This window comes from Telmatocola sphagniphila (genome assembly GCF_018398935.1).
Classification (GTDB): domain Bacteria; phylum Planctomycetota; class Planctomycetia; order Gemmatales; family Gemmataceae; genus Telmatocola; species Telmatocola sphagniphila.
This window is the reverse complement of the sequence record NZ_CP074694.1, coordinates 4,357,368-4,381,958: the sequence shown is the minus strand read 5'-3', so window position 1 is coordinate 4,381,958 and position 24,591 is coordinate 4,357,368. Positions and strand designations below refer to the sequence as shown.

The 24,591-nt window shown below is 53.5% G+C and carries 20 protein-coding genes; 14 read left to right on the top strand and 6 right to left on the bottom strand.

The features are described 5' to 3' along the window. Positions 1-2: 2 nt before the first annotated feature. From KIH39_RS17500 to KIH39_RS17490, 3 genes are read right to left on the bottom strand one after another with little or no spacing between them, the layout of a single operon-like run. A complete protein-coding gene (locus KIH39_RS17500) occupies positions 3-368 on the bottom strand; it encodes a gamma-glutamylcyclotransferase family protein (protein WP_213494511.1) in 366 nt (121 codons plus the stop codon). A gap of 3 nt (positions 369-371) precedes the next feature. Then, the gene (locus KIH39_RS17495; RefSeq protein WP_246539326.1) at positions 372-1,430 is read right to left on the bottom strand and encodes an ABC transporter permease; all 1,059 of its coding nucleotides are present in this window, start codon (positions 1,428-1,430) and stop codon (positions 372-374) included. A 25-nt stretch (positions 1,431-1,455) separates the two neighbouring features. After that, positions 1,456-2,394 carry an ABC transporter ATP-binding protein gene (locus tag KIH39_RS17490; protein ID WP_213494510.1) on the bottom strand — a complete coding sequence of 313 codons (939 nt, stop codon included), beginning with the start codon at positions 2,392-2,394 and terminating at the stop codon, positions 1,456-1,458. 327 nt (positions 2,395-2,721) lie between these two features. On the opposite strand from KIH39_RS17490, the gene KIH39_RS17485 reads away from it, so the two are divergent. The 13 genes from KIH39_RS17485 to mgtE all read left to right on the top strand — a co-directional run bounded on the left by KIH39_RS17485 (position 2,722) and on the right by mgtE (position 19,901). Continuing rightward, positions 2,722-3,450 carry a hypothetical protein gene (locus tag KIH39_RS17485; RefSeq protein ID WP_213494509.1) on the top strand — a complete coding sequence of 243 codons (729 nt, stop codon included), beginning with the start codon at positions 2,722-2,724 and terminating at the stop codon, positions 3,448-3,450. 189 nt (positions 3,451-3,639) lie between these two features. Beyond that, complete coding sequence (locus tag KIH39_RS17480; RefSeq protein ID WP_213494508.1) at positions 3,640-5,991, top strand: MMPL family transporter; 2,352 nt, start codon at positions 3,640-3,642, stop codon at positions 5,989-5,991. Between the two features lie 71 nt (positions 5,992-6,062). Continuing rightward, the gene (fhcD, locus tag KIH39_RS17475) at positions 6,063-6,950 is read left to right on the top strand and encodes a formylmethanofuran--tetrahydromethanopterin N-formyltransferase (RefSeq protein WP_213494507.1); all 888 of its coding nucleotides are present in this window, start codon (positions 6,063-6,065) and stop codon (positions 6,948-6,950) included. Between the two features lie 252 nt (positions 6,951-7,202). Continuing rightward, the gene (locus KIH39_RS17470) at positions 7,203-8,351 is read left to right on the top strand and encodes a hypothetical protein (RefSeq protein WP_213494506.1); all 1,149 of its coding nucleotides are present in this window, start codon (positions 7,203-7,205) and stop codon (positions 8,349-8,351) included. Beyond that, positions 8,348-8,827, top strand: coding sequence for a QcrA and Rieske domain-containing protein (locus KIH39_RS17465; RefSeq protein ID WP_213494505.1), 480 nt, complete (start codon positions 8,348-8,350; stop codon positions 8,825-8,827). Before KIH39_RS17470 ends, KIH39_RS17465 begins: the two co-directional genes overlap by 4 nt. Before the next feature lies 1 nt (position 8,828). Beyond that, complete coding sequence (locus KIH39_RS17460) at positions 8,829-9,968, top strand: cytochrome b (protein WP_213494504.1); 1,140 nt, start codon at positions 8,829-8,831, stop codon at positions 9,966-9,968. Positions 9,969-9,991: 23 nt separating this feature from the next. Continuing rightward, positions 9,992-11,383: a cytochrome ubiquinol oxidase subunit I gene (locus KIH39_RS17455; protein ID WP_213494503.1), complete on the top strand. Its 1,392-nt coding sequence runs from the start codon at positions 9,992-9,994 to the stop codon at positions 11,381-11,383. A gap of 199 nt (positions 11,384-11,582) precedes the next feature. Next, a complete protein-coding gene (locus KIH39_RS17450) occupies positions 11,583-14,984 on the top strand; it encodes a PVC-type heme-binding CxxCH protein (RefSeq protein WP_213494502.1) in 3,402 nt (1,133 codons plus the stop codon). 106 nt (positions 14,985-15,090) lie between these two features. Next, on the top strand, positions 15,091-15,990 hold the full coding sequence (locus tag KIH39_RS17445) for a VWA domain-containing protein (protein ID WP_213494501.1): 900 nt from the start codon (positions 15,091-15,093) through the stop codon (positions 15,988-15,990). A gap of 4 nt (positions 15,991-15,994) precedes the next feature. Next, positions 15,995-16,843: a tetratricopeptide repeat protein gene (locus KIH39_RS17440; protein WP_213494500.1), complete on the top strand. Its 849-nt coding sequence runs from the start codon at positions 15,995-15,997 to the stop codon at positions 16,841-16,843. Positions 16,844-16,846: 3 nt separating this feature from the next. After that, positions 16,847-17,785 carry a hypothetical protein gene (locus KIH39_RS17435; protein ID WP_213494499.1) on the top strand — a complete coding sequence of 313 codons (939 nt, stop codon included), beginning with the start codon at positions 16,847-16,849 and terminating at the stop codon, positions 17,783-17,785. Beyond that, complete coding sequence (locus KIH39_RS17430) at positions 17,782-18,438, top strand: SH3 domain-containing protein (RefSeq protein ID WP_213494498.1); 657 nt, start codon at positions 17,782-17,784, stop codon at positions 18,436-18,438. Before KIH39_RS17435 ends, KIH39_RS17430 begins: the two co-directional genes overlap by 4 nt. 80 nt (positions 18,439-18,518) lie before the next feature. Continuing rightward, entirely contained in the window at positions 18,519-19,901 is a 1,383-nt protein-coding gene (gene mgtE, locus KIH39_RS17425) for a magnesium transporter (RefSeq protein WP_213494497.1), read from the top strand. Positions 19,902-19,946: 45 nt separating this feature from the next. Here mgtE and KIH39_RS17420 read toward each other — a convergent pair whose 3' ends face one another. Both KIH39_RS17420 and KIH39_RS17415 read right to left on the bottom strand, forming a co-directional pair. Continuing rightward, a complete protein-coding gene (locus KIH39_RS17420) occupies positions 19,947-21,992 on the bottom strand; it encodes a prolyl oligopeptidase family serine peptidase (protein ID WP_213494496.1) in 2,046 nt (681 codons plus the stop codon). 67 nt (positions 21,993-22,059) lie between these two features. Beyond that, positions 22,060-23,400: a Gfo/Idh/MocA family protein gene (locus tag KIH39_RS17415; protein WP_213494495.1), complete on the bottom strand. Its 1,341-nt coding sequence runs from the start codon at positions 23,398-23,400 to the stop codon at positions 22,060-22,062. Between the two features lie 283 nt (positions 23,401-23,683). On the opposite strand from KIH39_RS17415, the gene KIH39_RS17410 reads away from it, so the two are divergent. Further along, positions 23,684-23,872 (top strand): hypothetical protein, encoded by a 189-nt coding sequence (locus tag KIH39_RS17410; protein ID WP_213494494.1) that lies wholly within the window; start codon positions 23,684-23,686, stop codon positions 23,870-23,872. A gap of 263 nt (positions 23,873-24,135) precedes the next feature. Here KIH39_RS17410 and KIH39_RS17405 read toward each other — a convergent pair whose 3' ends face one another. Beyond that, positions 24,136-24,300 carry a hypothetical protein gene (locus KIH39_RS17405; protein WP_213494493.1) on the bottom strand — a complete coding sequence of 55 codons (165 nt, stop codon included), beginning with the start codon at positions 24,298-24,300 and terminating at the stop codon, positions 24,136-24,138. Positions 24,301-24,591: the final 291 nt, after the last annotated feature.

Genomic DNA, 24,591 nt, shown 5'->3' with positions numbered 1-24,591 from the left:
CCTCAAGACTTTGGAATCTCAAAGGGCCAATGGTCGGAGAATGGCGTACCGGCCGGGATTTCTCGATTAAAATAGTAGGCATCCACATTTTCGAAACCGAGAATCAGAACCGGCTTGCGGATAAAGAAAGTGGGCACTTCCTCATATTCGTCCATCTTGCTCAATGCCTGCTCATCCACTTCATAGATCTCCCCGCGGACGGCAAGCCCTTGTGCAGAAACTTCAATCATGCCCGGATGCCAGCCGAAGTGGTAGATGCGGTAGTGCGGCAGCGTTTTAACTTCCGCGACAAATTTCTGTTCGTCAAGAAAATGCTGATTCTGCAAGCCACGCTTCAACGTGCCATAAACGAAAAGTAATTGTCTCATGGATTAACGCCAGCGGAATATTCGGAGGGCGATGAAGAACGAAACCAGACCCCAGGCCGTCAGAATTCCCAATTGCGGCAAACAGTCCAGAACCCCTTTGCCTTCGTTCATAATAGTTCGCAAAGCGTTGTTTAGTGCCGTCAGTGGCAGAGGTTGAATAAACGGCTGAAAAGCCTCGGGAAATCGCTCGGCTGAGAAGAAAACTCCGGAAACGGCCCATTGGGGAATCAGAATTGCATTCATCAATCCCGAGACGGTTTCGATAGTCTTCGCTCGGCTGGCGATTAGCAGACCCAGGCCCGTAAAGGCCACTCCGCCAAAGAGCATGACGATAAAGAGATCGAGCAACGAGCCTTTACATACCACGCCGAAAAACAGATAGGAAAATCCAAATAGAACACTCACTTCGGGTATCGTGAAAAGCAATCGGCTGGCCATCACACTGGCCGTGAAGTCGGTTTTCCGCATCGGTGTGGCCAGGAATCGCTTCAGCAGTTTCCGGACGCGCATATCCACGATGACGAAGCCGACTCCGAACAACCCGCCGCCCATAAGGTTCATGCCGATGAGACCGGGTATTAAAAAATCTATATATCTTCGGCCGACTTCCTGAAGTTGGACGTCTTCAATCTGAACCGCGTTTTCACCGAGCTTGGATTTGTTCAGAATGCTTTCGACAACACTTCGGGTCAGAACGCTTTCCGGCCGGTTTCGCTCTTCCCAGACTTTGAAATTGGGCTTTTCTGTAGCGGCGAGGGGTTCGAGGATCAGATCGGTCTTCCCACTCATCAGCCGTTTACGGGATTCATCCAACGAATAGGTGTTCAGGACCAGACGGGTATCGACTTTCAATGTTTCCGAGAGTTTGGTGCGGGCCGATTCGTTCTCCGCCGTCGTAATCACATCGACATTCAATTTCTCGACGGGCCGATCTTGAAAAGCAATCCCGAGAATAAGAGCTAAACCCAGGGGGAAGCCGTAGACCCAGAAGACTGCCGCGGGCTCTCGAAAGAACTCGAGCAGTCGCGCTCTCGTGAGATGCATGAGTGCGGATTGCCGCATAATTCCAATTCCTTATTCCGATGAATCAATCCGCATCCCGTAAATGCCGGCCGGTCAATTGAACGAAGACATCTTCCAGAGTGGTTTTGCGATTCGCCAAACCAGTCAATTCGCAGCCCTCTTTCACCAGCATGTCGAGAATTCGGGGCATGGTCACGTGCGTTTCATCAATGGTCAGATGAATGGTTTTGCCTTCAATCGCGACCTTACGCACACTGGGAAGATCGTGCCAGTAGGATTCCGGAAAGTGCGGGTCTTGAGCCAGTGTGACGTCAATGATATTGCTTCCGCCGGCCTGCTGGATCAACTCGGCCGGTGTCCCAAGTGCAATGATCTTGCCATGATCGACAATGGAAACTCTATCACAAAGACGCTCGGCCTCGTCCATGTAATGGGTCGTGATGAGCACAGTGCGTCCTCGTGACTTCAATTGCTGTACGATATCCCAGACTTGCCGGCGTGATTGCGGATCGAGGCCGGTGGTCGGTTCATCGAGAAACAGCAGTTCCGGGTCGCCGACCAGGCCGCAAGCCAGGGCCAGACGTTGTTTCTGCCCTCCGGAGAGCTTGTCGATATAAGAGCGAGCTTTTTCTTCGAGCGATACGATCCCAATCGCCTCCTCAACAGTGATACCCTGCTTATAGAAGCTTCGAAAAAGATTCAGAGTTTCGCGAACGGTGAGTTTGTCCGACAGCCGAGTTTCCTGAAGCGAGATGCCGACTCGCTCACGCAGGTGATCCCCAGCATCCATCCAGGTTTTCCCGAGGACTTCCAGGGTTCCCGAAGTTGGATCGAGCAAACCCTCCAACATTTCCATCGTCGTCGTTTTCCCGGCTCCATTCGGGCCGAGCAGGCCGAAACACTCACCGGTGTTTACGGTCAAATCAATCCCCCGCACGGCCTCCACAGGCGGCTTGGCAGGATAAGTCTTTTTGAGATCGCTGCATCGTATGGCTATGGACATGGCGTTATGATAGTACCCTCTTGGCACGGGAAGGAAATCGGCAGAAGCAGTTTACTCGAAAAACATCAGTTTTTAACAGACCGGTTGTCAATTATTGGGTTCAGAGATTTCTTTTTTAGAGATTCTTCAAAGTGGTTGTCATTTTTCATGACAGAGGTCGATCTGTTTCGTTATGATTGCTCACCGTCAAAATCACCCAACGGACCCTAGCGAATGGCTGACAACGAATCGAGGAAGCTGCAAGTTCACGGAAGTGGAACTGCCTCCGTACGCGTTCGACCTTGCCTTCTTTTAATGAAGCTTCGAATACGAGCGGCGGAATCGACCATGGAGCTGGGTCTAGCCAAGCTCAAGAAACAGTTCGAAGCTGCACGTGAGTGGCTCACTCCCTTAGGTGCGACACAAATCGATTGCGGGGAACCGCACTTCAGTGAACATGCCGTGCCGGATTCCGTTAAAAATTTGCAGAGATTCAAACGCCCGATACCCGGCGTGCCGGCCTCTCCGGAAAAAAAGGTGACTGATAACCCGGAGTTGCATGCGGTACTGACGGCGTACTGGCCGATCGATTCCCTCCGCGCAGAAGAGGTTCTTATTATGGTGGACCGTCTCAAAATAGAGGCCACCGAAGAACCGCCAGCGGAAGAAGAACCCGTCAATTTGGCCCCCGGGTTGGAAACCCAAATGCATTACATCCAGGCCATGCAGGCATCGATGCAGGACCCCGAACCCGATTTCAAACCGCAATTCCTTTACATTTCTCGCTTGTCGGACGCGCAGCAGATCCAGGCAACCCGGGAGGCTTACCTCAAGGCACAAGCCGAGGCGGAGAAATTAGCCAAATCCCTAGGTAAGAAGCTTTTGGAGCCGAGCTTTGTCCATCCGACATTCAACAGTAGAACTTCGGGAAATTCACAAAGATTGATGAAGCATCAAAGATGTTTGGAATTACTTGAGGATTGCTCTTATTACTTGCAGGAAGACGAGATTATTTCGGACGATCCGCGATCGGTGGAGTTTCAAGTAAATTTCAGCCTGCACTACTATTGCGAGTGAAGCTGCATGTCCCATTCTTTCATTTCAATTAAAGATCTCGGTATATCTTGTTGAAATGGGTAATTCGGGTGACCCACGTAAAAACGGGCCGAGCCGTTTCCCAACTCCCCCTTGACCGTTTTCCCGAAATATGGGTAATACGCAGGGGCATGTTTTTACGCATGCCAAAAAGGGGAAAGCAGGTAAGGGATGTTTCATTTTCTGGGTCAAAAAGCGGGTCGGCACCCGTGGAAGATCCTGTCCATCTGGCTGCTAGTGGCAATTGGGCTGAAAGTTGTCGCGCCCGACTGGCAGAAAAACGCTACCGACGACGATGTCAGCTTTATGCCGGCGTCGGCACCCAGTGTTCGAGCTTTTCATCTGCTAGAATTGGCTTTCCCTAAAGATGTGGCCGCTAGCCGGGCCATCGTTACCTTCGAGCGCGAAGACAGTTCCGAATTACAGCCTGAAGAGTTTCGTTACGTCGATACTGTCATTACCCAACTCCGCAAATTGCAATCCACCGATTCGGCACTGGGTATCACTCAGATTGCTTCTTATAAGGAAGGGCCGATTGGCGCCCGGCTGATCAGCAACGATAAGAAGTGCGTTCTGGTGCCGATCAGTCTGGCGACTCCCTATTTAGCCCATCAGACTCGAGTGGCGCTCAACCGCGTTGAAGACGAACTTCGCGAAAGTGAAACCGCCTCCCCCAAATCGAATCTTCGCTGGACCATTAGCGGGGCGGCCGGTGTGGGCCGAGATCTCGTGAATGCCGGAGGCAAAAGTCTGGATCGCACCACCTTCGCGACGATTGGGCTGGTAGTCGTTGTACTTCTAGCTGTGTATCGATCGCCCTGGCTGGCGATGGTCCCCTTGGTGACTATCGGATTCGCCGTTTTCGTCGCCTTGCAACTGCTGGCGATTCTCACCCTCATTCCCGGGGTGCAACTGGTCAATATCAGCCAGGTGTTTGCCATCGTTATTCTCTTTGGGGCCGGGACCGATTACTGTCTGTTTCTGATCAGCCGGTATCGTGAAGAATTGGAATATGGTCAAACTCCCCAAGGGGGTTTACCCCGAGCCATGCGAGCGGTCACCGGTGCAATCGTCGGTAGCGCTGGTACCGTTATTTGCGGTTTAGGGATGATGGGCTTTGCTGAATTCGGCAAAATTCGCTGTGCCGGGCCGGTAATTGCTCTTGGCCTGTTGGTCGGATTAATGGCCGCGCTGACGATTACTCCCGCACTCCTGGCCATCGGCAAACGAAGCGTGTTCTGGCCGATGCGCGTCCGACTGATGTCTCCCTCGAAACTGGAAAGTACATTCTGGCAGCGGGCGAGCCGCTTTGTGGTTGCCAAACCAGGCTGGGTTTTCGGCATTTCGCTGCTAATTCTTATGCCGCTAGTCATACTGGGCACGCAAATTCGTCCGAGTTTTAAACCGACAGGGGATCTCAGCCCGAATGCCTTGAGTGTCAAAGGAATGGGTGTGATCCAACGGCACTTCACGGCGGGCGAAACCGGTCCGATTACCGTACTATTGACCAGCCCGCGAAATTGGAATGAACCCGAGGGCCGGAATCTCATTCAAAGACTGAGCTTCGGGTTTGCCAACCTGGAAAATGTGGCCGAGGTTCGAAGTCTCACGCAACCGCTGGGCAAGCCTTTGGAAGAATCACCTAAGGCGAATCCGTTTCTGAGCCGCTTTCAGGAGGGAATCGATTCGCTGACTCAACTGGCGGCCGTCGAACACTATGTGGCCCGGATCGGCGAAGAATCCGAAAGCGAATATGTCACACGGTTGGATGTCGTGCTGAAGGCCGATCCATTCGAGCCGGAAAGTATTCGCAGTCTGAATCAATTAGAAAGTTGGATCCAGAATCTCCTGCCCGGGCAATCCGAAAGTTTCCGAACCACCCGGGCTGAATGCTATGGTGTGACCATCAACGCCCGCGATATGGCCAACGTCATCTCTCGAGATCGGCTCGTGGTGAATTCGCTAGTGATTACGGGAGTGTTTCTCATCCTCTTGATTCTGGTTCGCCGAATTTGGTTGGCGACTTACCTTCTAGGTACCGTGCTGCTCAGCTACTACGCGACACTGGGAGCAACGGCCTTGTTCGGCATGTGGCTCACCGGGCGGTCATTCGGTTTAATCGAATGGCGAGTGCCGTTCTTCCTGTTCACCATTCTGGTGGCAATCGGCGAAGATTATAACATTCTTCTGGTCAGCAGGATTCTTCAGGAACGCCGTCGCTACGGTCTGGTTGAAGGAGTGCAACGCGGATTGGCGAAAACCGGTGGAACCATCACGGCCTGCGGCGTCATCATGGCCGGAACGTTTGGAACACTGATGCTGGCCGATCTGTCGACTCTTAAGCAGGTGGGCTTTGCACTCGCGTTCGGTGTGATGCTGGACACGTTCGTCGTTCGTCCCTTTCTGGTGCCCGCCTTCCTCTTGCTGGTCTGGAACGAACCGGAACCGATCCAGGTTCGAAAAACTCAAATTCACGCTCGATTTGTTTCCTCTGAGGCCATCTCCCTGCGTCGAGTGGCCTAAAGCCCGAACTTTTTCCGGTTGACTGGTTTTCGCTGTTCCCTCGCGCGGCGTGCTGGTTTAATAGCAACTCCATGATTATCAAAAATACCGAAATTGAAGATACTTTCGCGGAAGCCTTCACCATGACCGCGGCCCGCCTCATCGTCACCGCGGCCAATACTCGCTGGGCGAAAGTGGCGGCCACAACCGCTACGGGATACGCCACATCCGTCATCGGTTGCGATGCCGAGGCGGGCATCGAGAAAGAAATTGCACCGGTCGATTCCCCGGACGGACGCCCCGGATATTCCCTGTTGTTTTTTGCGTTCAGTCGCGATGCCCTGGAGAAGGCGCTGGTCAATCGCATCGGGCAGTGCGTTCTGACCTGCCCGACGACCGCCTGTTTCAATGGTCTATCGATCGACCCGACGCGCGCTCTGCGCATCGGCGGTAATCTCCGCTTCTTCGGTGATGGCTGGCAGATCAGCAAAAAAATCGAAGAGAAGCGCTACTGGCGAATTCCTGTGATGGATGGGGAATTCGTCTGTGAGGATCGCTTCGGAACGGTGAAGGGTGTGGCCGGGGGCAACTTTCTCATTCTCGGGAAAAGCCAACTCGCCACACTGCAAGCAGCGGAAAAAGCCATCGAAGCAATTCAGCATTTAACCGATGCTATTACGCCATTTCCGGGCGGCTTGGTTCGCAGCGGCAGCAAGATTGGAAGCCGTTATAAGAAGCTGCGTGCCAGTACTAACGATGCTTACTGCCCAACTTTAAAGGGGCAGGTAAAAACAGTTCTGCCTACGAATGTGAGCTGCGTTTATGAAATCGTAATTGATGGAACGAGCCTGCTGTCCGTGGAAGACGCTATGCGAGTGGGCATTCGGGCCGCATGTGGCACGGAAATAGTGCGAATTTCCGCAGGCAATTACGAAGGAAAATTGGGCGCGTATAAAATTTTTCTTCGAAGTTTATTTTAATGTGTATTAAAATTGGGCTATTTCCTTTTGTTAATTTAGTGGTCAATTTTTAAACATTTATATCTCCAATTCTCGGTGAAAATAGCATTTCTCTAGTACGAGATAACTATTATCATTAACGAGAAAACAATTTTTAATTGCTGTCATATATATTTGGTTAATCTCTGTTCTTCCTCTCGGTCATTGAAGTGGTAGGATTTCTCAACGAGACTTTTTGAGAATTCGTCGAAGCCCAGACTGGCGGAACACACGATGATACTATTTGGCCAATCGACCGATCTCCTTTTCCCGGCAGTAGATCCAATCCCGATTCCGGCGCCGGTTTGGCTTTTCAAAATCCTTCACGATCTGACGCTCACGCTGCACTTCCTGGCGCTGTTCCTGTTGATTGGCGGCCTCTTCACGGCCATCTTCTTCAACTGGTATGGGCGATCGTCAAACCGTAACGATATTACCGAAGCTTCCGGCAAGATCGCGGGCTGGCTGCCGGTGATCATGACCTATGTCATCAACCTGGGCGTGCCGCCGTTACTCTTCGCTCAGGTTCTCTATGGCCGGGCGCTTTATACCAGCAGCGTGCTGATTGGGGCGTACTGGATAGCCGTGATCCCGATCCTCATCGTCTGTTATCAGTTCCTTTACACGATGAAGTATCGCGCCGAAAGTAGTCGGCCGTGGTGGGTCCATGGCTTCTTCTCGCTGGTACTGGCGATCTTTATCGCCAAGATCTACTCGACGAATATGACCTTGATGCTGCGACCCGATCTCTGGAGGGATCTCTATCGGGCCGATGCGCTCGGTAGCCATATGCCTGAGAAAGAACTCGTCTGGCTGCCGCGCTTCGCTTACGTGCTGATCTCAAGCTTTGCCGCCGCCGGCGTCTGGATGATCTGGGTCTCCCGCAGCCACTGCCAGAATTCTGGTACCAGCCATTACCTTCGCAAAACGGGAGCTCCTCTGGCTCTATTCGGTTCGATCGGTTCGCTGGCCACTGGCTACTGGGTCTGGGCCTCGCAACCCGATTACGTGCAAGCCGTTTGCAACTCGGGCGATACCGTCTGGTTGATCTCCGCCGCGGTCTGGGCAATCGGGGCAGTGGGTACTGCTGCTCTCGCCGGTTTGTTGATCACGAAAGAGAACCTGGGCGGATTGCCGGCCCTTATCGCAGTGTCGCTTACGGCATTCCTGAATATCGTCGGAGCCGTGGTTAGCCGCGATCTGATTCGGGATACTTCGCTTTCGCACTTTGGCTACGACGTCTGGAAACGTGATGTCTTTGTGAACTGGACAGTATTGGGTCTGTTTCTGCTCCTGTTCGTGATCGGATTGGGAGTCCTGGCCTGGTTGTCGACCGTGGCCTTCCAGAGCAAGCCTGAAGAAATTTCGCAGGAGAATGTATGAAAACGGAACTCCCGCTGGCCCCGGACACCGATACCGGCAGTCCCTCCCGGCGCGTCTTTATTCAGGTTGTCACCGCCGCGGTCGGTTGTGGTTATGCCGGCATGATCGGCTACCCGGTCTACAAGTACCTGGCCTCGCCAATTGAAAAAGCGGAAGCGGCCGGTGCAGTCAGCGAAGTGACTCTACCCAAGGCCGACGAACTTCCCAAAGGCTCGGCTACGATCTTCAAGTTCGGAAACAAACCGGCCATGCTGATCCATCTTCCCAATGGGGAGTGGACCGCTTTATCGGCCGTGTGCACGCACCTCGCCTGCACCGTGCAGTATGAACCGGAAAAAGAACGCATCTACTGTGCCTGCCATGGCGGCACCTACGATCCCGCCTCGGGTAAAAATGTGAGCGGTCCGCCACCTCGCCCTCTGGATCGATTCCAGGTCAAAGTGCAACCGGGTAGCGTGACGGTAACGAGGAGTTGACATGCAAAACGAAACCATAACATCGGGCGGCGTGACGGCGGTCGAAATTAAGCCCGTTGTGTCGGCTCCCCTGAAACAGCGATTATACGATTGGGCCAACAGCCGATTGGGTCTGGATGAAATCCTCCATTTCGCCGCCAAGAAGACAGTCCCCGAACACAAACATTCCCTCTGGTACTACTGGGGCGGCATCTCACTGTTCTTCTTCATTGTGCAGTGCTTCACCGGCGTGCTGCTGTTGATCTACTACCGGCCGGGACCCGACGCTTACGAATCCGTTCGAAAGATCACCTATGAAATTCACTTCGGTTGGCTGATTCGCTCGGCTCACTCGTGGGCGGCGAATCTGATGGTCGCGGCGGTCTTCGTTCACATGTTCTCCGCCGGTTTGATGAAAGCTTACCGAAACCCTCGCGAATTCACCTGGTGGAGCGGCTTGGCTCTCCTGATGCTGACTCTGCTGTTCGGCTTCAGCGGTTATCTGCTTCCGTGGGATAACCTGTCCTACTTCGCGACCAAGGTCGGCCTGGAAATTCCCAATTCGCTGCCGCTGGTTGGTCCGAAAGTGGCCGAGCTGGCCAAGGGGGGGCCTGAAGTCAGCGAGTTCACCCTGCAACGCTTCTTCGCATTGCACGTGGTGGTCTGCCCGGCGCTGTTCCTGCCGATTCTGGTCTTCCATCTCTGGCTGGTGACCAAGCATGGCAATGCCACCCCGCCTTCGGAAGAATCAGTACCCGTCGCGAAACGGAAAACCATTCCCTTCTTCCCGAACTTTCTGATGAAGGACTTGGCCATGTGGCTGATCACGCTCAACGTGTTGGCGCTATGTGCCTCGCTATTCCCATGGCAACTCGATCAGGCGGCGGATCCTCTGAAACCCGCACCGCTGGGAATTCACCCGGAATGGTATTACATGAGCCAATTCCAGGTTCTGAAGATCTTCGGAAACTGGTTCCCCGGTGCCGCCGGCGAAGTGGTTGGGATGACCGTCTTCACGCTGGGACTGGTTCTCTGGACCCTGCTCCCGCTTTACGATAATTCTTCAAAAAATGGCAAGCGCGCACGCCGCGGCACCTACTTCATCTTCCTTGTGATAATCATTTACACGGGAACGACTTTGTGGGGTTACGCGGCTCTGTAGTCTGGATCGGAAGGTAAGAGAATATGAATTATCCATTTTGGGATGTACCGTTTATCGGCAGCACTTGGGTGATCGGCGCCATCGCTATATTTCATGTGATGGTCTCCCACTTCGCAGTGGGAGGTGGCCTGTATCTCGCCATGGCCGAATACAAAGCCCGCAAAGAAGGCCGCACCGATTGGCTCAAACACCTGAAGAAACACTCCTATTTCTTCCTGGTGCTCACCGGGGTGTATGGGGCGGTGACGGGTGTGGCGATCTGGTTCGCCATCGGTCTGGCTCAGCCGGAAGGGACCAGCACGCTCATCCATAACTTTGTGTTCGGCTGGGCGATCGAATGGGTCTTCTTCATTGTCGAACTGACTGCGGCGGCCGTCTATTATTACACCTGGAATCGCATTCCGGATAGGACCCATCAAAATGTCGGTTGGTTATATGCGATCACCTCGCTGCTGACACTGGTGATCATCAACGGCATCTTAACCTTTATGCTGACGCCCGGGGAAAGTTGGATGGAAGTGAACGGGACGGGCAAAGAAGCTTCACGCTTCTGGCAGGCCTTCTTCAACCCGACCTACTTCCCCAGCCTTTTCATGCGAATCGCCGTTTGCTGCTCAATGGCCGGGATCTTCGGGATGCTGACCGCTTCCCGGATCGACAGCGATGAAAAACCGGAACTGAAAACCAGTCTGGTGCGCTGGTCCGCCGGGTGGTTGTTTCCCTCGTTCCTGTTGATGCCGATCTTCTTCCTCTGGTACCTCTCCTCCGTACCCGCCGATAGCAAGGGCCTCTTGGAACTGGGCATCACCACAATCGGGCAGGGCACCTTCACTCAGGTCACCCGTTCAGCACTGGTTTCCGTGATGACCTCGGCCACCGTGCTCGCGATTGTTTACTTCATCGCTTACCAACGGCCGACAGACTTCAGCTTTGGCCATGCAATGGCGATTATGTTCATTGCCGCCGCCGCTACGGGATCCACGGAATACGCTCGCGAGATGCTGCGCAAGCCTTATGTGATTTCCGGCCACATGTACTCCAACGGCGTTCGCAAATCCGATGTCGAGAAGTTCAATGCGGAAGGATTCCTCAAGAACTCGCCTTGGTTGAAACCGGAAGAACGGGCCGACTGGCAGAACGGCACTGCAACCGGCGAGCGTCAGAAAGACATCGGCCACCTGATGTTCCTGGGCCAATGTTCCAGTTGCCATACTGTGAATGGCTACCGACCGATGGCCTCGCTAATTGCGGGTCGAGATGCAACCGCCATCCAAGCGTTACTGGAAACGCTGCATAAAAATGCAGCGGAATCCACCTACCGCAAGTACATGCCGCCCTTGGTAGGCACGGCCACCGAACGGAAGGCTCTGGCTCAATACTTGGCCAGCATAGGTAATCCGTCACCGACCCACTAAGCCGGTATTTCCTCGAATTAATCATTAAGGCCGTTCAGAATTCCGCGAAGATGGGAATTCTGAACGGCCTTTTTCGTTTCCTGGCCGAACTCTCTGGGACTTTTGAACTGGTACAGATCTAATTTGAATCTTCGTTAAAGCACATTAGAGTACAATAATTGAGATTGTATCTTTGAGATCGTGACTAAAAGGATCGCGTATGACTTGGCTTCGATTGACCGCGCTCCCTCTGGGGGCATTAATTGGTTCGTTTGCACTCAGTGCCTCTCCGCCCGAAGCCATTGGACCCAGTTCCGGGTTTATGCCGAAGCTTGCCAAAGCCTCGGACGAAGCGGAAAAGGCCATTCCCCGTTTCCAGATGGATAAACGGCTGAAAGCCACTGTCTGGGCAGCGGAACCTCTGCTGGCCCATCCTGTGGCTTTCTCCTTCGATGAGAATGGTAAATGCTACGTCTGCGAGACCTATCGCCATTCCCATGGAGTGACCGATAACCGCGGCCATATGTACTGGTTGGATGATGACTTAGCTTCCCGAAGCGTGGCCGATCGCGTGAACATCTACAAGAAGGATGCGAAAGAGCGATTCACGGAGATTTATGAGTCTACCAGCGAGCGAATCAAGCTCCTCGAAGACACCAAAGGCGCGGGCAAAGCCGATAAGTCCACCGTTTTCGCCGACCGCTTCGGCCATGCCGAAGATGGCATCCTGGCCGGCGTGCTGGCTCGCAAAGGCGATGTCTTCGCTACCTGCATTCCCACCCTCTGGAAGTTCAAAGACACCAAGGGAACGGGCAAAGCCGATGTCGAACAGAATCTGGCGACCGGCTTCGGCGTGCATACGGCCTTCCTCGGCCACGACATGCACGGTCTGACAATGGGGCCCGATGGCAAACTCTACTTCAGCCTCGGCGATCGCGGCCTGAACGTCATCAACAAAGAAGGCAAGGAACTTTTCTACCCCGATATGGGGGGTGTTCTGCGCTGCGATCTGGATGGCTCGAACCTGGAAATGGTTCATAAGGGGCTCCGCAATCCGCAGGAACTGGCCTTCGACGACTATGGCAACCTGTTCACGGTCGACAACAACTCCGATTCGGGGGATAAAGCTCGCTTCACGCACATTATTGAAGGGGCGGACAGCGGCTGGCGCACCGGTTATCAGTACGGCAGTGCTACTAGCGATCGCGGCCCCTGGAATGCCGAAAAGCTTTGGCATACCCGCCACGCTGGGCAGGCGGCTTACATCGTTCCGCCGGTTTGCTATTACGCCGATGGACCCAGCGGTTTCGTCCACTATCCCGGCTTGGGTCTGTCGGATCGTTATAAGGATCATTTCTTCCTGGTCGATTTCCGCGGCTCCTCCGGCGCCAGCGGTATCTGGTCGTTCTCGACCAAGTCTAAAGGAGCCAGCTTCGAAATGGTAGATTCGCACCATTTCGTCTGGAATGTGCTGGCCACCGATTGCGATTTCGGGCCCGATGGGGCCTTCTACCTGAGCGACTGGATTGAAGGCTGGGATATTCAGGGGAAGGGCCGAATTTATAAGGTGACCGACGCCGAGGCGATGAAAGATCCCAATGTCGCCATCGCGAAAGAACTGATCGCCAGCGATCTGACCAAGAAGCCTGTGAACGAGTTGATCGAACTGCTCGCTTTCCCGCACCGTAAGGTTCGCCAGGAAGCGCAATTCGCTCTGGTCGAAAAAGCCAAAAACGATCAGTTGATTGCCACGAAATTGTCGCAAGTGGCGACCGATAGCAAAACGCTCCTGCAGCGAATTCACGCCATCTGGGGCCTGGGGATGATCAAGAAAAATGATCGTTCCGCCTCTGTGGAACCAGTACTGGTGAAATTGCTTTCGGATACCAATGCGGAAATCAGGACGCAAGCGGCGAAGCAGCTGGGCGAAATCGGCAAAGTGCAAGCCGCTACTTTCCAGCAATTGGTCGATTTGCTCAAGGATTCTTCCAGCCGGGTGCAAATGTACGCGGCGTTATCGATTGCCAAACTTTCATTGAAGAACGAACTCCCTGCCGTGGCGGTGACGGGGGAAGAGAAGAAGAAAGCGCAGCAAAACTTGTTCTCGCAGACTTTGGCATTTCTCGCTGCGAATGCTGACAAGGATGCTTATGTGCGTCACGCCGGGGTGATGGTTTTAGCCGGTCAATTCGACGCCCCCCAACTGGTGGCCCTGAAGGCCAATGATGATGCCTCGATTCGTCTGGCTGCGGTACTGGCTTTGCGAATGAAGTCCAGCACGGCCCTTACCGAATTCTTCGCCGATAAAGACGCTTACATTTCCACCGAAGCGATTCGAGCCGCACACGATCTGGAGCTGAAGGAAACTTACCCCGCTCTGGCGGAGTTGCTATCAGAGAAAGAGCAGAATCCCGCTGTGATTTTCCGCACTCTGGATGCCAACTTCAAACTGGGCGGCTTAAAGAATGCAGAAGCGGTCGCCAAAATCGCTGCTTCGAAATATGTTTCTGAAAGCGTCCGAGTGACGGCTTTGCAAATGCTCGCGAACTGGGCCAAGCCGCCGCGACGGGATTACGTCACTGGCTTAACTCAAAATTTGGGTGATCGCGATGCTACCGCGGCAGCGACCGCACTGAAAGCTCAACTCTCCCACGTTTTCGAAGGTGGGGGAAAAATCCCTGCGGAAGCTTCCCAGGCGGTCGCGAAGCTGCACATTACTGAGGCCGGAGCTCTTCTGTTGAAGGAGCTGAGTGATAATCGGCTCTTGGCCGAAAGTCGCGTGGCGGCATTGCGTTCTTTACAGCAGATCTCCGCGAAAGAACTTCCAGAAGCCGTGAAAGTGGCCCTGGCTGCCAAAGAGCCCAAGGTTCGTTCGGCCGGTTTGGAAATTATGCTGAAGTCGAATCCCGCCGATGTGCTGAAGCAGATCGAACAGATGCTATCGGCCAAGGATCCGCTGGAGCAGCAGGCGGGAATGCAGGTGCTCGGTTCGGTTAAAACCAAGGATGCCGAGAAACTGGCACTGACCTGGCTGCGCAAGCTGCGAAATAAACAGGTGGCGCCGGAAATTCAACTCGACGTATTGGAAGCGGCGGCCAAATTCAAAACCAAAGAGATCTCCGAAGAACTGAAATCCTTCGAGGCTTCACGACCCAAAAATGACGATTTGTCCAAATATCGCGAATCCCTGTTTGGGGGGGACGCGAATCGGGGTCGGGAGATCTTCCTCAAGAACACCGCCGTGCAATGCCAGCGCTGTCATAAGATCGACGGTACCGGAGGTGAAGTCGGCCCGCCAATCAATGGTGTTGGCAAACAGCCGCGCGAGTACCTCCTGGAATCGATTGTTCTACCCAACAAGCAGATTGCCAAAGGGTATGAGAGCGTGATTGTGGTGACCAACGATGGGCAGACCATCACCGGTGTGCTGCGCGGCGATGACGGCACGACTTTGAAGATCATCAATGCCGAAGGCAAGGTTTTCAATGTCAAGAAAACCGACATTGAGGAAAAGCGCCCCAGCAAGACGGCCATGCCCGAGGACATCATCACCAAGCTTTCGAAGCAGGAGCTTCGCGATCTGGTGGAATTCCTGTCCACTTTGAAGGAAGAGAAGAAGTAATAAACTTTTCTCGATGACATTTGCGCACCCTGGCTATCTCTGGCTCCTGTTGAGTATCGGGGTGCTTCTTTCACTTTCGATTCGCACTCACCGGCTTCGAGGTCGAGTGCGATTTTTCACGTTCCACCGGCCCGATTCCCTGCGCTCGACGCTCACGACTGTCCTGCCGATGCTGCTGGCGATCACGCTGATGATTATCGCCCTCGCGGGTCCACGTTGGGGGATCGATGACTCGCCGGGGATTATCCGTGGCCGGGATCTGGTGCTGATTCTCGATTTGAGTAAGAGCATGGAAGCGGCCGATATGAACAACCCCCAACGGCCGCAGCGCTGGCAGGCCGGACGCGATGCCATTTTCAATCTACTGGAAGATTTGAAATCGCGGGGCGGCCATCGCGTCGCTCTGATCGTCTTTGCCGCCAAACCGCTTTTGGTCTGCCCACTGACAGTCGATTACAACCATTTGCTACAACGTGCCAGTGAAATTTCGCTCTCGGCGCCGCCGACGGGGATATATCCCAATGACGATGAGCCCTGGACCTCCGGTACGCGAATCGGATCGGCCGTTCGCCTGGCGGTCGATTCGCACGATCCCCGCTTCGAGGGCTATCAGGATGTGATTTTGATCTCCGATGGCGATGATCCTTCCCCGGACCGCGACAGCGAAATTGAAACCGGCATTATCGCAGCGAGTCGGCAGCATATTCCAGTGCATTGCGTTGGCGTGGGAGATAGCAAGGAAGGCGGACAGATTATCGTCGAGGAAGTGCCGGTTCAGACGAAACTCGAAGAGGCACCGTTGCGAACGATCGCCCGGTTGACCGATGGAATTTATTTCTCCGCAGGACGGGATCTCCCCCCGCTCGACAAATTCTTTCGCGATAAGATCGAGCCGCGGCCCAGCCGGGAGCTACCGGAGGAACTGTTGCCGCAGGCGAAGGACCGCAGAATCTGGTTCGTACTGCCGGCGATTGCTTTACTTTGCCTCGCCTGGCGGCGAGAATGAAATAATGCGTTCTGCAGGAATTACTACCGGAATTCTCCTTTGCATTTCATTGCTGTCTCCGCTTCTGTTTTTGGAATCGAATCCCACTCTGGAAAATCCTGATTTCATCCTCCAAAAAGCTCAACGGGCTTTTGAAACTCAGCACCTAGATGAAGCTTTGGAACACTACGATCAGATCTCTACGCAGGTGGCCGACCCGGGTCTGGTAGCTTTCAACCGCGGTGTGATCTACGTCAAACAGGAACGCTACAGTCTAGCCGAGCGCTGTTTTCGGCAGGCACTGGATGGCTCGGAGGGACAGAGCGAGCGTTCGACTCGGGCTTTTTATAATTTGGGCATCTGCCTATTGAAACAGTCCGACGACAAGGATGTGAAGCGACTGAATGCGGCCGTGGCATGCTTCACCTCGGCTCTGGAGGCAGGCATTGGAGACGACGATTTCAAATCGGATGCGGAGTACAACCTGCAAATTGCCCAGTTGCTCTATCAGCAGGCCAAAGCCAAAGCTCCCCCCGTTCCGGAGCCACCGGAGAAAAATTCGGATCCCAAGATTGATCCTCCCCCGCCAGAGCGTGAGCCAATGCCCATGAAGACTGAGAATTCCTCAAATGGAAGCGAAACCGGAGACCGCTCGCCGACAGCAGGCCAGGGGAACGCGCAGCCGAGTGATCGCAAGCCTTTACCCGGGGCCGGTTCGCTTCCCGTGTTAATGGATACGAGCGAACCCCAACCTCTAAATCCAGAAGAGACCCGGGATCTGCTCAAGAGCGCGGAGAAGCGATTAAAAGGGGAACGTCAGCGCGTTCGCGAAGGGGCCACCAATGCGGATCGGCCCCGGCCTAATAACTGGTGACTCATGCCAATCTGGATAATTCTGCTCGGGCTGCTGATCCCTCAGGGTGCAGATATACAAATCCCGGTCGTTGGTCGTCCCGCTCAGGATTTCTATAACGCCGCCGGTGAGAAAGTGGTTGTTCTTGCACGGGCGAACAAAACAGCGGTCACTACTGAAGAGTGGGTGACCTACACTCTCGAAATTTCCGGACTCAAGAATCGGCCGGATGTGGAAATGCCGAAGCTGGAAAATATTCCGGGCTTTCGCGAATCCTTTCAAGTGGAGCATCTCCCCGAGAGCGATAAAGCCCGGGACGACCAGCGGATCTTTCGCTACCGGCTACGCCCTCGACTGGCGAGTGTGCGAGAAATTCCCCCGTTTGCGTTCTATTACTACGATCCCCGCGACTCCAATACCGACACGGCCTTTCGATTGACCTTAGCCAGCTCGATACCGCTAGCGATCACTGCAGCCAAGGAAGTTAATCTCAAAACTCCGGCAGCGAACTTGATAGAGGATTGGCTGCGCTCGGAAAGTTCCACGGAGAAATTCTTCGACCGCAATTATCTGATTTTGCTTCCCCTCGCTTTGGGTAGCCCGATACTCCTCGTTGGCGTTTTGCTGTTTGAAGCTCGTCGGAAAGTGGGACATACCCGGGTTTCGCTGATCCGCCAACGGTTGCTGAGTTGGCAGAATTTAGCAGCGGATGAGCAGGCCGAGCGGGCTCGCAGAATCGTCTTGCAGTATTTGCAGCGGCGCTATCAGTTCGATCCGGCCATTCAATCGACCAATGAAGTGCTTCAGATTTTGAAGAATGCTGTTCCCTCAAAGGCTCAGGAGCCAACTCGGCAATTTTTAGAACAGACGGACGCCGCGATGTTCGGTGGGATGAAAATCGCCTCGAACTGGCCCGAGAAATTCGACCAATTGATCGCTTCTTTGGGAGGCGAATCTCCATGAAGCAAGTTCTTTTGATGTTCGCTTTGGTCAATGCTCCCCTACATTCCACTGGCGAGTTGGGACCAGAAGTTCCTCTGAAGGAAGTCGTCGATAGCTTTCCGAATCTCATCGCCCAGACGGCCGGAAGATTGAAAGAAACATCGGCGGGGTCCGATAGCCGCGCTCTTCGACAGCTCTGGGATAAACTACAGTCGGAGATTATTTATCCGGATGCTTTGGTTTCGTATCGCGCACCGCAATTCAACCATTTTCAGTTGTTACCCAGCCTTGTGAAGTTGGCGATCTGGGCGACGCTGGGAACGATTCTTGCGGTCTTCCTCTACCGAATTGGCTTGCGGCAGCCGTCCCGGTCGCTGCTGTTTCTTCTGGGCGCAGGGCCCCTAATCTTGCTCGGCCAACTCGCACTTTATCAGGAAAAGAAATCCCAGACGTTTTTTCGCCAACCCTTGGTAGTTCTTAAGGAATCACTTCTGGTCCGGCAGGGGAATAGTGCACTTTATCCGCCGGTACTGCCAGCGAATTTCCCGGTCGGGCACACCTTCACTAAAATTCGACAGACTTCTTCCTGGGTGCAAGTTCAGTATGCACCGGGTTGTTATGGGTGGGTGCCTGCCGCCAGCCTAATTGGTGTAGTAGAGACACCGGAAGTCTGATAATTTACCCAGAACTTATTTGGCTACTAAATTGCGGGTATGCTGTGATTAATTCTTTATTTCTGCCTGAAATTCGCGAAATGTTGGACACCGCTGATCGCGAGGGACTCTCCGACGTTCTTTCCGAAACTCACCCGGCGAGTATCGCCGAGTTTTCCGAAGGGCTATCGACGGAGGAAACCTGGAAGCTGCTCGATTACACCGATAGTCAGCAGCAAGCGAATATCTTTGCTTTCTATACGCCCCAGCATCAACTGGAATTGGCCGAGGGAGTGAACCACGAACGTTTCGCTCCTGTATTGGAAAAGATGTCCCACGATGACCGCGGGAACCTGCTGCGTAAACTCGGGCCGAAGTTCGTCGAAGCGTTAATGCCTTTAGTGGCCAAGGCGGATCGCGACGACATCAAGAAGTTATTATCCTACCCGGAGAACACGGCCGGCGGGATGATGACGACGGATTTCGTTTCGATCTCGGAAAATATGACCGCCGAGCAGGCGATTAGCATGCTTCGAGAGAAATCCCCCTCTTCGGAAACGATTTACTACCTTTACGTCCTCGACGATTACTATCACTTGCAGGGGATCGTCTCACTTCGAGACTTGATTATCGCGAAACCCGATTCACGGGTGAGGGATATCATGTCTGATCGTGTCATTTCCGTGAAGGTGACTCAGGATAAAGAGGAAGTGGCCCAACTGCTGGCCAAGTACGACTTCCTGGCCATGCCGGTGACGGATGAACAGAATCGTCTGGTTGGAATCGTTACCTACGACGATGCCATCGACGTGGTGACCCAGGAAGCTACGGAAGATGCTCTGCACATGGCCGGTGTGGGGAATCTGGCGGAAAACTATCTGGAGGCGAAGTTTACCTCCATCTGGCGTCGGCGAGCCGTCTGGTTATCGCTACTCTTTCTGGCCGAACTGGGAACATTCTCCGCGATTGCACACTTTCAGGATCAACTCGACAAACTCACCGTGCTGGCTCTGTTCATTCCGCTCTGCATCTCCACGGGAGGTAACTCCGGTTCGCAGGCGGCGACCCTCGTGACGCGAGCACTGGCCTTAGGGCATATCAAACTTGGCGACTGGTTCCGGGTTTTGCGTCACGAATTGGTAATGGGTATCATGCTGGGTCTAACGCTGGGCGTAATCGGCTTTGCCCGGGCCAGTCTGACGCCAGAGAGTGTGATCAATCCCCCCGCCAAGGTCGAAGCGGCCGAGGCCAAGGAGAATGAAGCACCCCCGGAAAAAGTGAACCGTTTTATGCTGGCTCATACGGTTTCGCAGGCAGTGGTTTGCATCTGTCTCTGGGGAACGATGGTGGGCGCCATGCTACCGTTGATTTTCAAGAAGTTGGGTTTTGACCCGGCATACGCTTCCAGCCCGTTTGTGGCCACCTTTGTGGATGTGACAGGAATTGTGATCTTCTTCTCTCTCTCGAAGATCTATCTGCTTTAGGCAAAGCTGAGGCCTCCCGATTGCTCGGGAGGCCTCGCGCTGTATTTACTTCTTCTTCCAGGATTCATCGAAGAATCCCGCTTCCACCACCTTGCCGGGATAACGACCATTTGGCGGCGTGCTGATGTCCACCAGAGCCCAATCGGGCAACTTGGGCACCTGCCGGGCGTTGTTCAGTGCATCGTACTCGCGGAAGGTGAAGCCGCTGTTGGTCACGATATATTTCTTGGGATTCAGCGGATTCGGGTAGATCAGGAGTGGCACAATCTTGGGGGCATCGGCTTTCGGCTGAATGGGCAGCTTGTCGGCGATCTTCGCATAGACCGAATTGCTCTGGGGATCGCCCCACAGGATCAAATTGCTCGACTTGATATCAGCTTCGGTGATATCCTTGTCGTCCTTCACCAGCGGTTCGCCCCGGAACACTTTTCGCCATTGCATGATGGCTCGATTCATCTCCTCGTTCACCCATTTTTCCACATCGGCATTCGCGGATTTACCCGTCGGTTTTACAAGGATGAAGCGATCGAGGAAGGCGTCATCGATCGGGCCTTGCAGACCATGCACTTTATGCAAACCCGAATGTTCTGGAGAATTGACAACTTTCCAGGCTCCTTTATCTTTTCGGAAGTGGAAGGAGTCAGCTTTATTGCCTGCAACTCGCTCGATTTGGAATGGGGTCCCATCGATGAGAACGTGCAGTGTAGTACCTTCTGCTTTTAGATCGACAAGAGTTAAGGCAGCGACATTCTTCGTTTCAATTGTGCATTGGGTGCCCATCGCCTTCAAATTAGCAATCACCCTGGCCTGTTCCCAGTGCTGTTCCAGTTCATCGATCTGTACCCAGTAACTCTTGTTGTAGCGCAGGGTGAAAGTCGCGAATTTCACCGTCTCAGGCATGTCGGGCTTTCCTTTTTCAGCCGCTTCGTCGACAAATTTATTGATGAGCGGAATCGCATCCTTGTGGTAGGAGTGTCCTGTTTTGGGCCCGATGATATGGGGAATCTGCATCCCTTCTTTATCGAGGGCCTTCACCATCATATCGGCGGCCTGCTTCTGGCTGTCGATTTCGCCGCTATAAGCGATCGTCGGAATATTGAAGAGATTGAGAGCCGTGTCGGTGGCGTTGTACATGTGCCAAAGTTTTTGTTCGTAATCGGTCGGAGTGATCTTCTCGTTCTGGAAGACCTTGAGGAACTCCGGCGTCTCGCTGAAGCCGGCTCCAGGAGCCGCCGCACAAAACAGACTCGGATAGTGCACCGCGAAATGCCAGGTGGAGGCACCTCCCATGCTGAAGCCGCGAACGACGAGTCGGTTCGAGTCGATGTTGTACTTTTTCGAAATATCCGCAAGGGCTTCGAGCAAATCGATTTCCCCCGCCAGCTTGTTGGCGCAGCAGAAGCGGCCGTAGAGATGGCAGACAATCGCGTTCGGCGGAGTGAATTGGCCTTTCCCGGTTTGCAGGAAGTTCAGTTCGCTTAGCGTTTCGCCTCGCCCGTGGCACCAGAAGTCAAGCCGAGTAGGTTTCTTGGGATCGTAAGATTCGGGCACCACCAGCACATACGGCTGAACCGATTCATCGATTTTGGACTGGTAGCCGCGCGGGACGAGTCCCTTGGCCGTTGACCAGGAAGGCTTTTTGTCTTGCAGTTCCTTGGCTCGCTGAAGACCGTTTTTCAAAGCTTTACGGGCCAGATCGACCTGACCTTTGGCGGCTCTTTCGAGGGCCGCTTTGCGTTCCGCTTCGATCTGATCTTTGGTTTTCTTTTCCCCGGACTTGGTGGTCGGAGAGATGTTCGGTGCGTTTATCAGAAACTCATCATACTTCAGGGCGTACTTGACGGCATTCAAATAGATTTGCACATCGGGCAGATTCAATTTCACTAGAGCATCGGTCGATTGGGCGAGCTTATCGACTTCCGTTTGGAGTGCGGAAACGCCCGATTCCAGTTCCTTGCGAGCCTCGTCCTCGATTTTTACACCGGGGGGCGGCACCGGACGAACCTTGTCGAACTGGTTATCCTGCGGCCCATCGGCGTAGCAGATACCGGCCAGGGCGGTGAACAGTATACCGAACAGGAATCGGCGCATAAGCAAACCTCGTCTGCAGGCGTTACGCCTGCGCTAAAAGATGTCGTAACAGATTCATCGCATCTGACTACGAGTTGGCGGGGTGTTCCCAGGGCCCGCGATAGGGCCGTTTCAGCAGTTTGTTGGCATCATCGTCGCCTATTACCCGATTCTTTACCGGATCCCAGGTGAGGGTTCGGCCGACCTGCAAAGCGACGTTGGCCAAGATGCAGCTGGCGGTGGAGATATAGCCTTGTTCGATGTCGGCGACAGGTTTGCCCCGCTCGGCGATGGCTTTCAAGAAATCGCGCATATGGCCCCGAATGGCGGAGGCGACGTGCTGTTCCAGATCCTTCTCGGTTTTGTCTTCGGGATACTTTTCGTACTCGAATAACGGCGTGCCACTCAATGTCGGTTTATTTCGACCGGCCGGGAAGAATTCATACTTATTCACGGAAAGTTTGAGCGTACCCTTTTCTCCATAGAGGGTGGCTCCCCACGGATAATCGGGATCGACCGGCGGCCCCCAGGTGCGATGATTCCAGACGATAGGGAATTTTTCGTAATCGAACGTGGCCGTCTGGGTGTCAGTTATGTTCGACTTGCCCCCTTTTTGGATGAGAATCCCACCGTTCGACGAGACACTCTTGGGCCAGCCGAGATCGAGCATCCAGCGAACCATATCGAGCATGTGAATGCACATGTCCCCGACAATGCCGTTGCCATATTCCATAAAGGTGCGCCACCAACCGCGATGCGGCATCTTGTCGAAAGGTCTTAGCGGTGCCGGGCCGGTCCACATATCGTAGTCGAAATATTCGGGAACCGGCATCTGAGGCGGGTTACCGTTATTGCGCATGTGATAGTAACAGTAGATGTCGACTTGCCCGATCGTTCCGAGCAGGCCCGCCTTCACCACCTTGTCGCGCGCTTCGATCAGGTGCGGCGTGCTCCGGCGTTGCGTTCCCACTTGAACGACCCGCTTGTATTTGCGGGCCGCATCGAGCATGGCTTTACCTTCAAGAACATCGACGCTAATCGGTTTCTGAACGTAGATGTCGGCGCCCGCCTTCATGGCTTCGATAGCTGTGAGTGGGTGCCAGTGATCCGGAGTACCTATGAGGACGATATCCAGATCCTTCTCGGCCAGCATCTTGCGATAGTCGCGATAGGTCCGGGGTTTCTTTTTAGACAGCTGCCGCTGAGAGATCTGATCCGCGGCGTCGGTGAGCATATGTTCGTCGACATCGCAGATAGAGACAACGTCTACCGGGGCGACTTGGATCATTCGAAACAGATCGCACTTGCCATACCAGCCAGTGCCGATGACGCCGACGCGAGGTTTTTTATCTTCGGAGCCCCAAACGGCCGAAGTGGCGGAGGAGCCCAGGAGAGCAGAACTCGAGGCGATAAATTGACGCCGATTCATGGGAGAGGTCCTTTTCCAATTTTTGCCAGTTTAACAGCAGGCGAACGAGAAAGGAAATGTAAATTCGTGGGGTCAATTGCACAATTTCCCTAGGTATTTTGTACGGTTTCTCTCAAGTTGCAAAATGTACTTCCTTACAAAATCCTTCCCGTCAAATTGCCGATTCCGCAAGTGACTATCTGATTGAGACTTGCGACAAATATCGTCTTTTTTTGGCGTACTGGCATGCCTGCTGCAATAGAAGTTCTTCGTAAAGTTAACCACCCCCGAACTGGAGAGTAACATGATTAATAAGATCCAGACTGAGAAAGTGATCGATATCAAGACCCGTGCGATTCTCCAGGATATGGCTTTCGTCCTGGCACTCACCAAACGAGTCGCCAAGGAAGTACGCCAGAGCAAAGATTACAACCTTGTGGAAGCGCAGCGAGCCTGGTCAGAAGAAGAAAATTCGATGATTATCGCTGCTTGATTGATATTCCCTGCAACCTCCTGTCTTGTGGAAGCGCAGCAAGCAGATCAGATGAAGAAATTCGATGATCCTTGCTGCTTGATCTATATTCGAACTGCATTCCTCCCGTCGGGCACTGAGCGATCAGTGCCTATTTCTATTTCTGCCTGTCGCTACGAACGAAAAAAAACTTGTCCGATAGCCAACAAAAAACTCCGGCATCGATAACTCAATGCCGGAGTGTGTCTATTTGGAGAAAAATCGAAATCTGGGTACTTGGCCGGTTAAATGGCAATCAGCGAATGAGCAGAATAAAGAGCATCGTATAACTGATCCAGCAGGATGTAGTACTCGGCCTTTTCAGCAGCGTATCGGATCAGAAGGTTAACTGGTATTTCACCCGATTCAATTTCGGCGTCAAAGTACGGTGATATAATTGGAGAAAGCATGAGGGAATCCTAAATCTGGTCAAGTAAGCTTGTCATTCGCGGGTTCGATTCTCAGTTCGATGCCCGACGAACTTAAAAAAGCACTTGGCGCGCCAGAGTTGGAATTTCTGCTATCTTCAGCCGTAACCAAAATCGACTTATTCCCGGATCGGAAATTTATCACTTTGGGAAATCGGCAGTTTCAGACTGATAATTTTCACGCTTCCATGCGAATCGAAATGAGAGAAATCGCGGCCTACCGGTAATTTTGAGATTCTCGGTTTATTTCAGACGAGAGTTCGCACCAGCGGT

Excerpts from the sequence above, each read along its gene's own strand:
- KIH39_RS17500 (WP_213494511.1), bottom strand. The coding sequence starts at position 368 with ATGAGACAATTACTTTTCGTTTATGGCACGTTGAAGCGTGGCTTGCAG.
- KIH39_RS17495 (WP_246539326.1), bottom strand. The coding sequence starts at position 1,430 with ATGCGGCAATCCGCACTCATGCATCTCACGAGAGCGCGACTGCTCGAG.
- KIH39_RS17490 (WP_213494510.1), bottom strand. The coding sequence starts at position 2,394 with ATGTCCATAGCCATACGATGCAGCGATCTCAAAAAGACTTATCCTGCC.
- KIH39_RS17485 (WP_213494509.1), top strand. The coding sequence starts at position 2,722 with ATGGAGCTGGGTCTAGCCAAGCTCAAGAAACAGTTCGAAGCTGCACGT.
- KIH39_RS17480 (WP_213494508.1), top strand. The coding sequence starts at position 3,640 with ATGTTTCATTTTCTGGGTCAAAAAGCGGGTCGGCACCCGTGGAAGATC.
- fhcD (WP_213494507.1), top strand. The coding sequence starts at position 6,063 with ATGATTATCAAAAATACCGAAATTGAAGATACTTTCGCGGAAGCCTTC.
- KIH39_RS17470 (WP_213494506.1), top strand. The coding sequence starts at position 7,203 with ATGATACTATTTGGCCAATCGACCGATCTCCTTTTCCCGGCAGTAGAT.
- KIH39_RS17465 (WP_213494505.1), top strand. The coding sequence starts at position 8,348 with ATGAAAACGGAACTCCCGCTGGCCCCGGACACCGATACCGGCAGTCCC.
- KIH39_RS17460 (WP_213494504.1), top strand. The coding sequence starts at position 8,829 with ATGCAAAACGAAACCATAACATCGGGCGGCGTGACGGCGGTCGAAATT.
- KIH39_RS17455 (WP_213494503.1), top strand. The coding sequence starts at position 9,992 with ATGAATTATCCATTTTGGGATGTACCGTTTATCGGCAGCACTTGGGTG.
- KIH39_RS17450 (WP_213494502.1), top strand. The coding sequence starts at position 11,583 with ATGACTTGGCTTCGATTGACCGCGCTCCCTCTGGGGGCATTAATTGGT.
- KIH39_RS17440 (WP_213494500.1), top strand. The coding sequence starts at position 15,995 with ATGCGTTCTGCAGGAATTACTACCGGAATTCTCCTTTGCATTTCATTG.
- KIH39_RS17435 (WP_213494499.1), top strand. The coding sequence starts at position 16,847 with ATGCCAATCTGGATAATTCTGCTCGGGCTGCTGATCCCTCAGGGTGCA.
- KIH39_RS17430 (WP_213494498.1), top strand. The coding sequence starts at position 17,782 with ATGAAGCAAGTTCTTTTGATGTTCGCTTTGGTCAATGCTCCCCTACAT.
- mgtE (WP_213494497.1), top strand. The coding sequence starts at position 18,519 with ATGTTGGACACCGCTGATCGCGAGGGACTCTCCGACGTTCTTTCCGAA.
- KIH39_RS17420 (WP_213494496.1), bottom strand. The coding sequence starts at position 21,992 with ATGCGCCGATTCCTGTTCGGTATACTGTTCACCGCCCTGGCCGGTATC.
- KIH39_RS17415 (WP_213494495.1), bottom strand. The coding sequence starts at position 23,400 with ATGAATCGGCGTCAATTTATCGCCTCGAGTTCTGCTCTCCTGGGCTCC.
- KIH39_RS17410 (WP_213494494.1), top strand. The coding sequence starts at position 23,684 with ATGATTAATAAGATCCAGACTGAGAAAGTGATCGATATCAAGACCCGT.
- KIH39_RS17405 (WP_213494493.1), bottom strand. The coding sequence starts at position 24,300 with ATGCTTTCTCCAATTATATCACCGTACTTTGACGCCGAAATTGAATCG.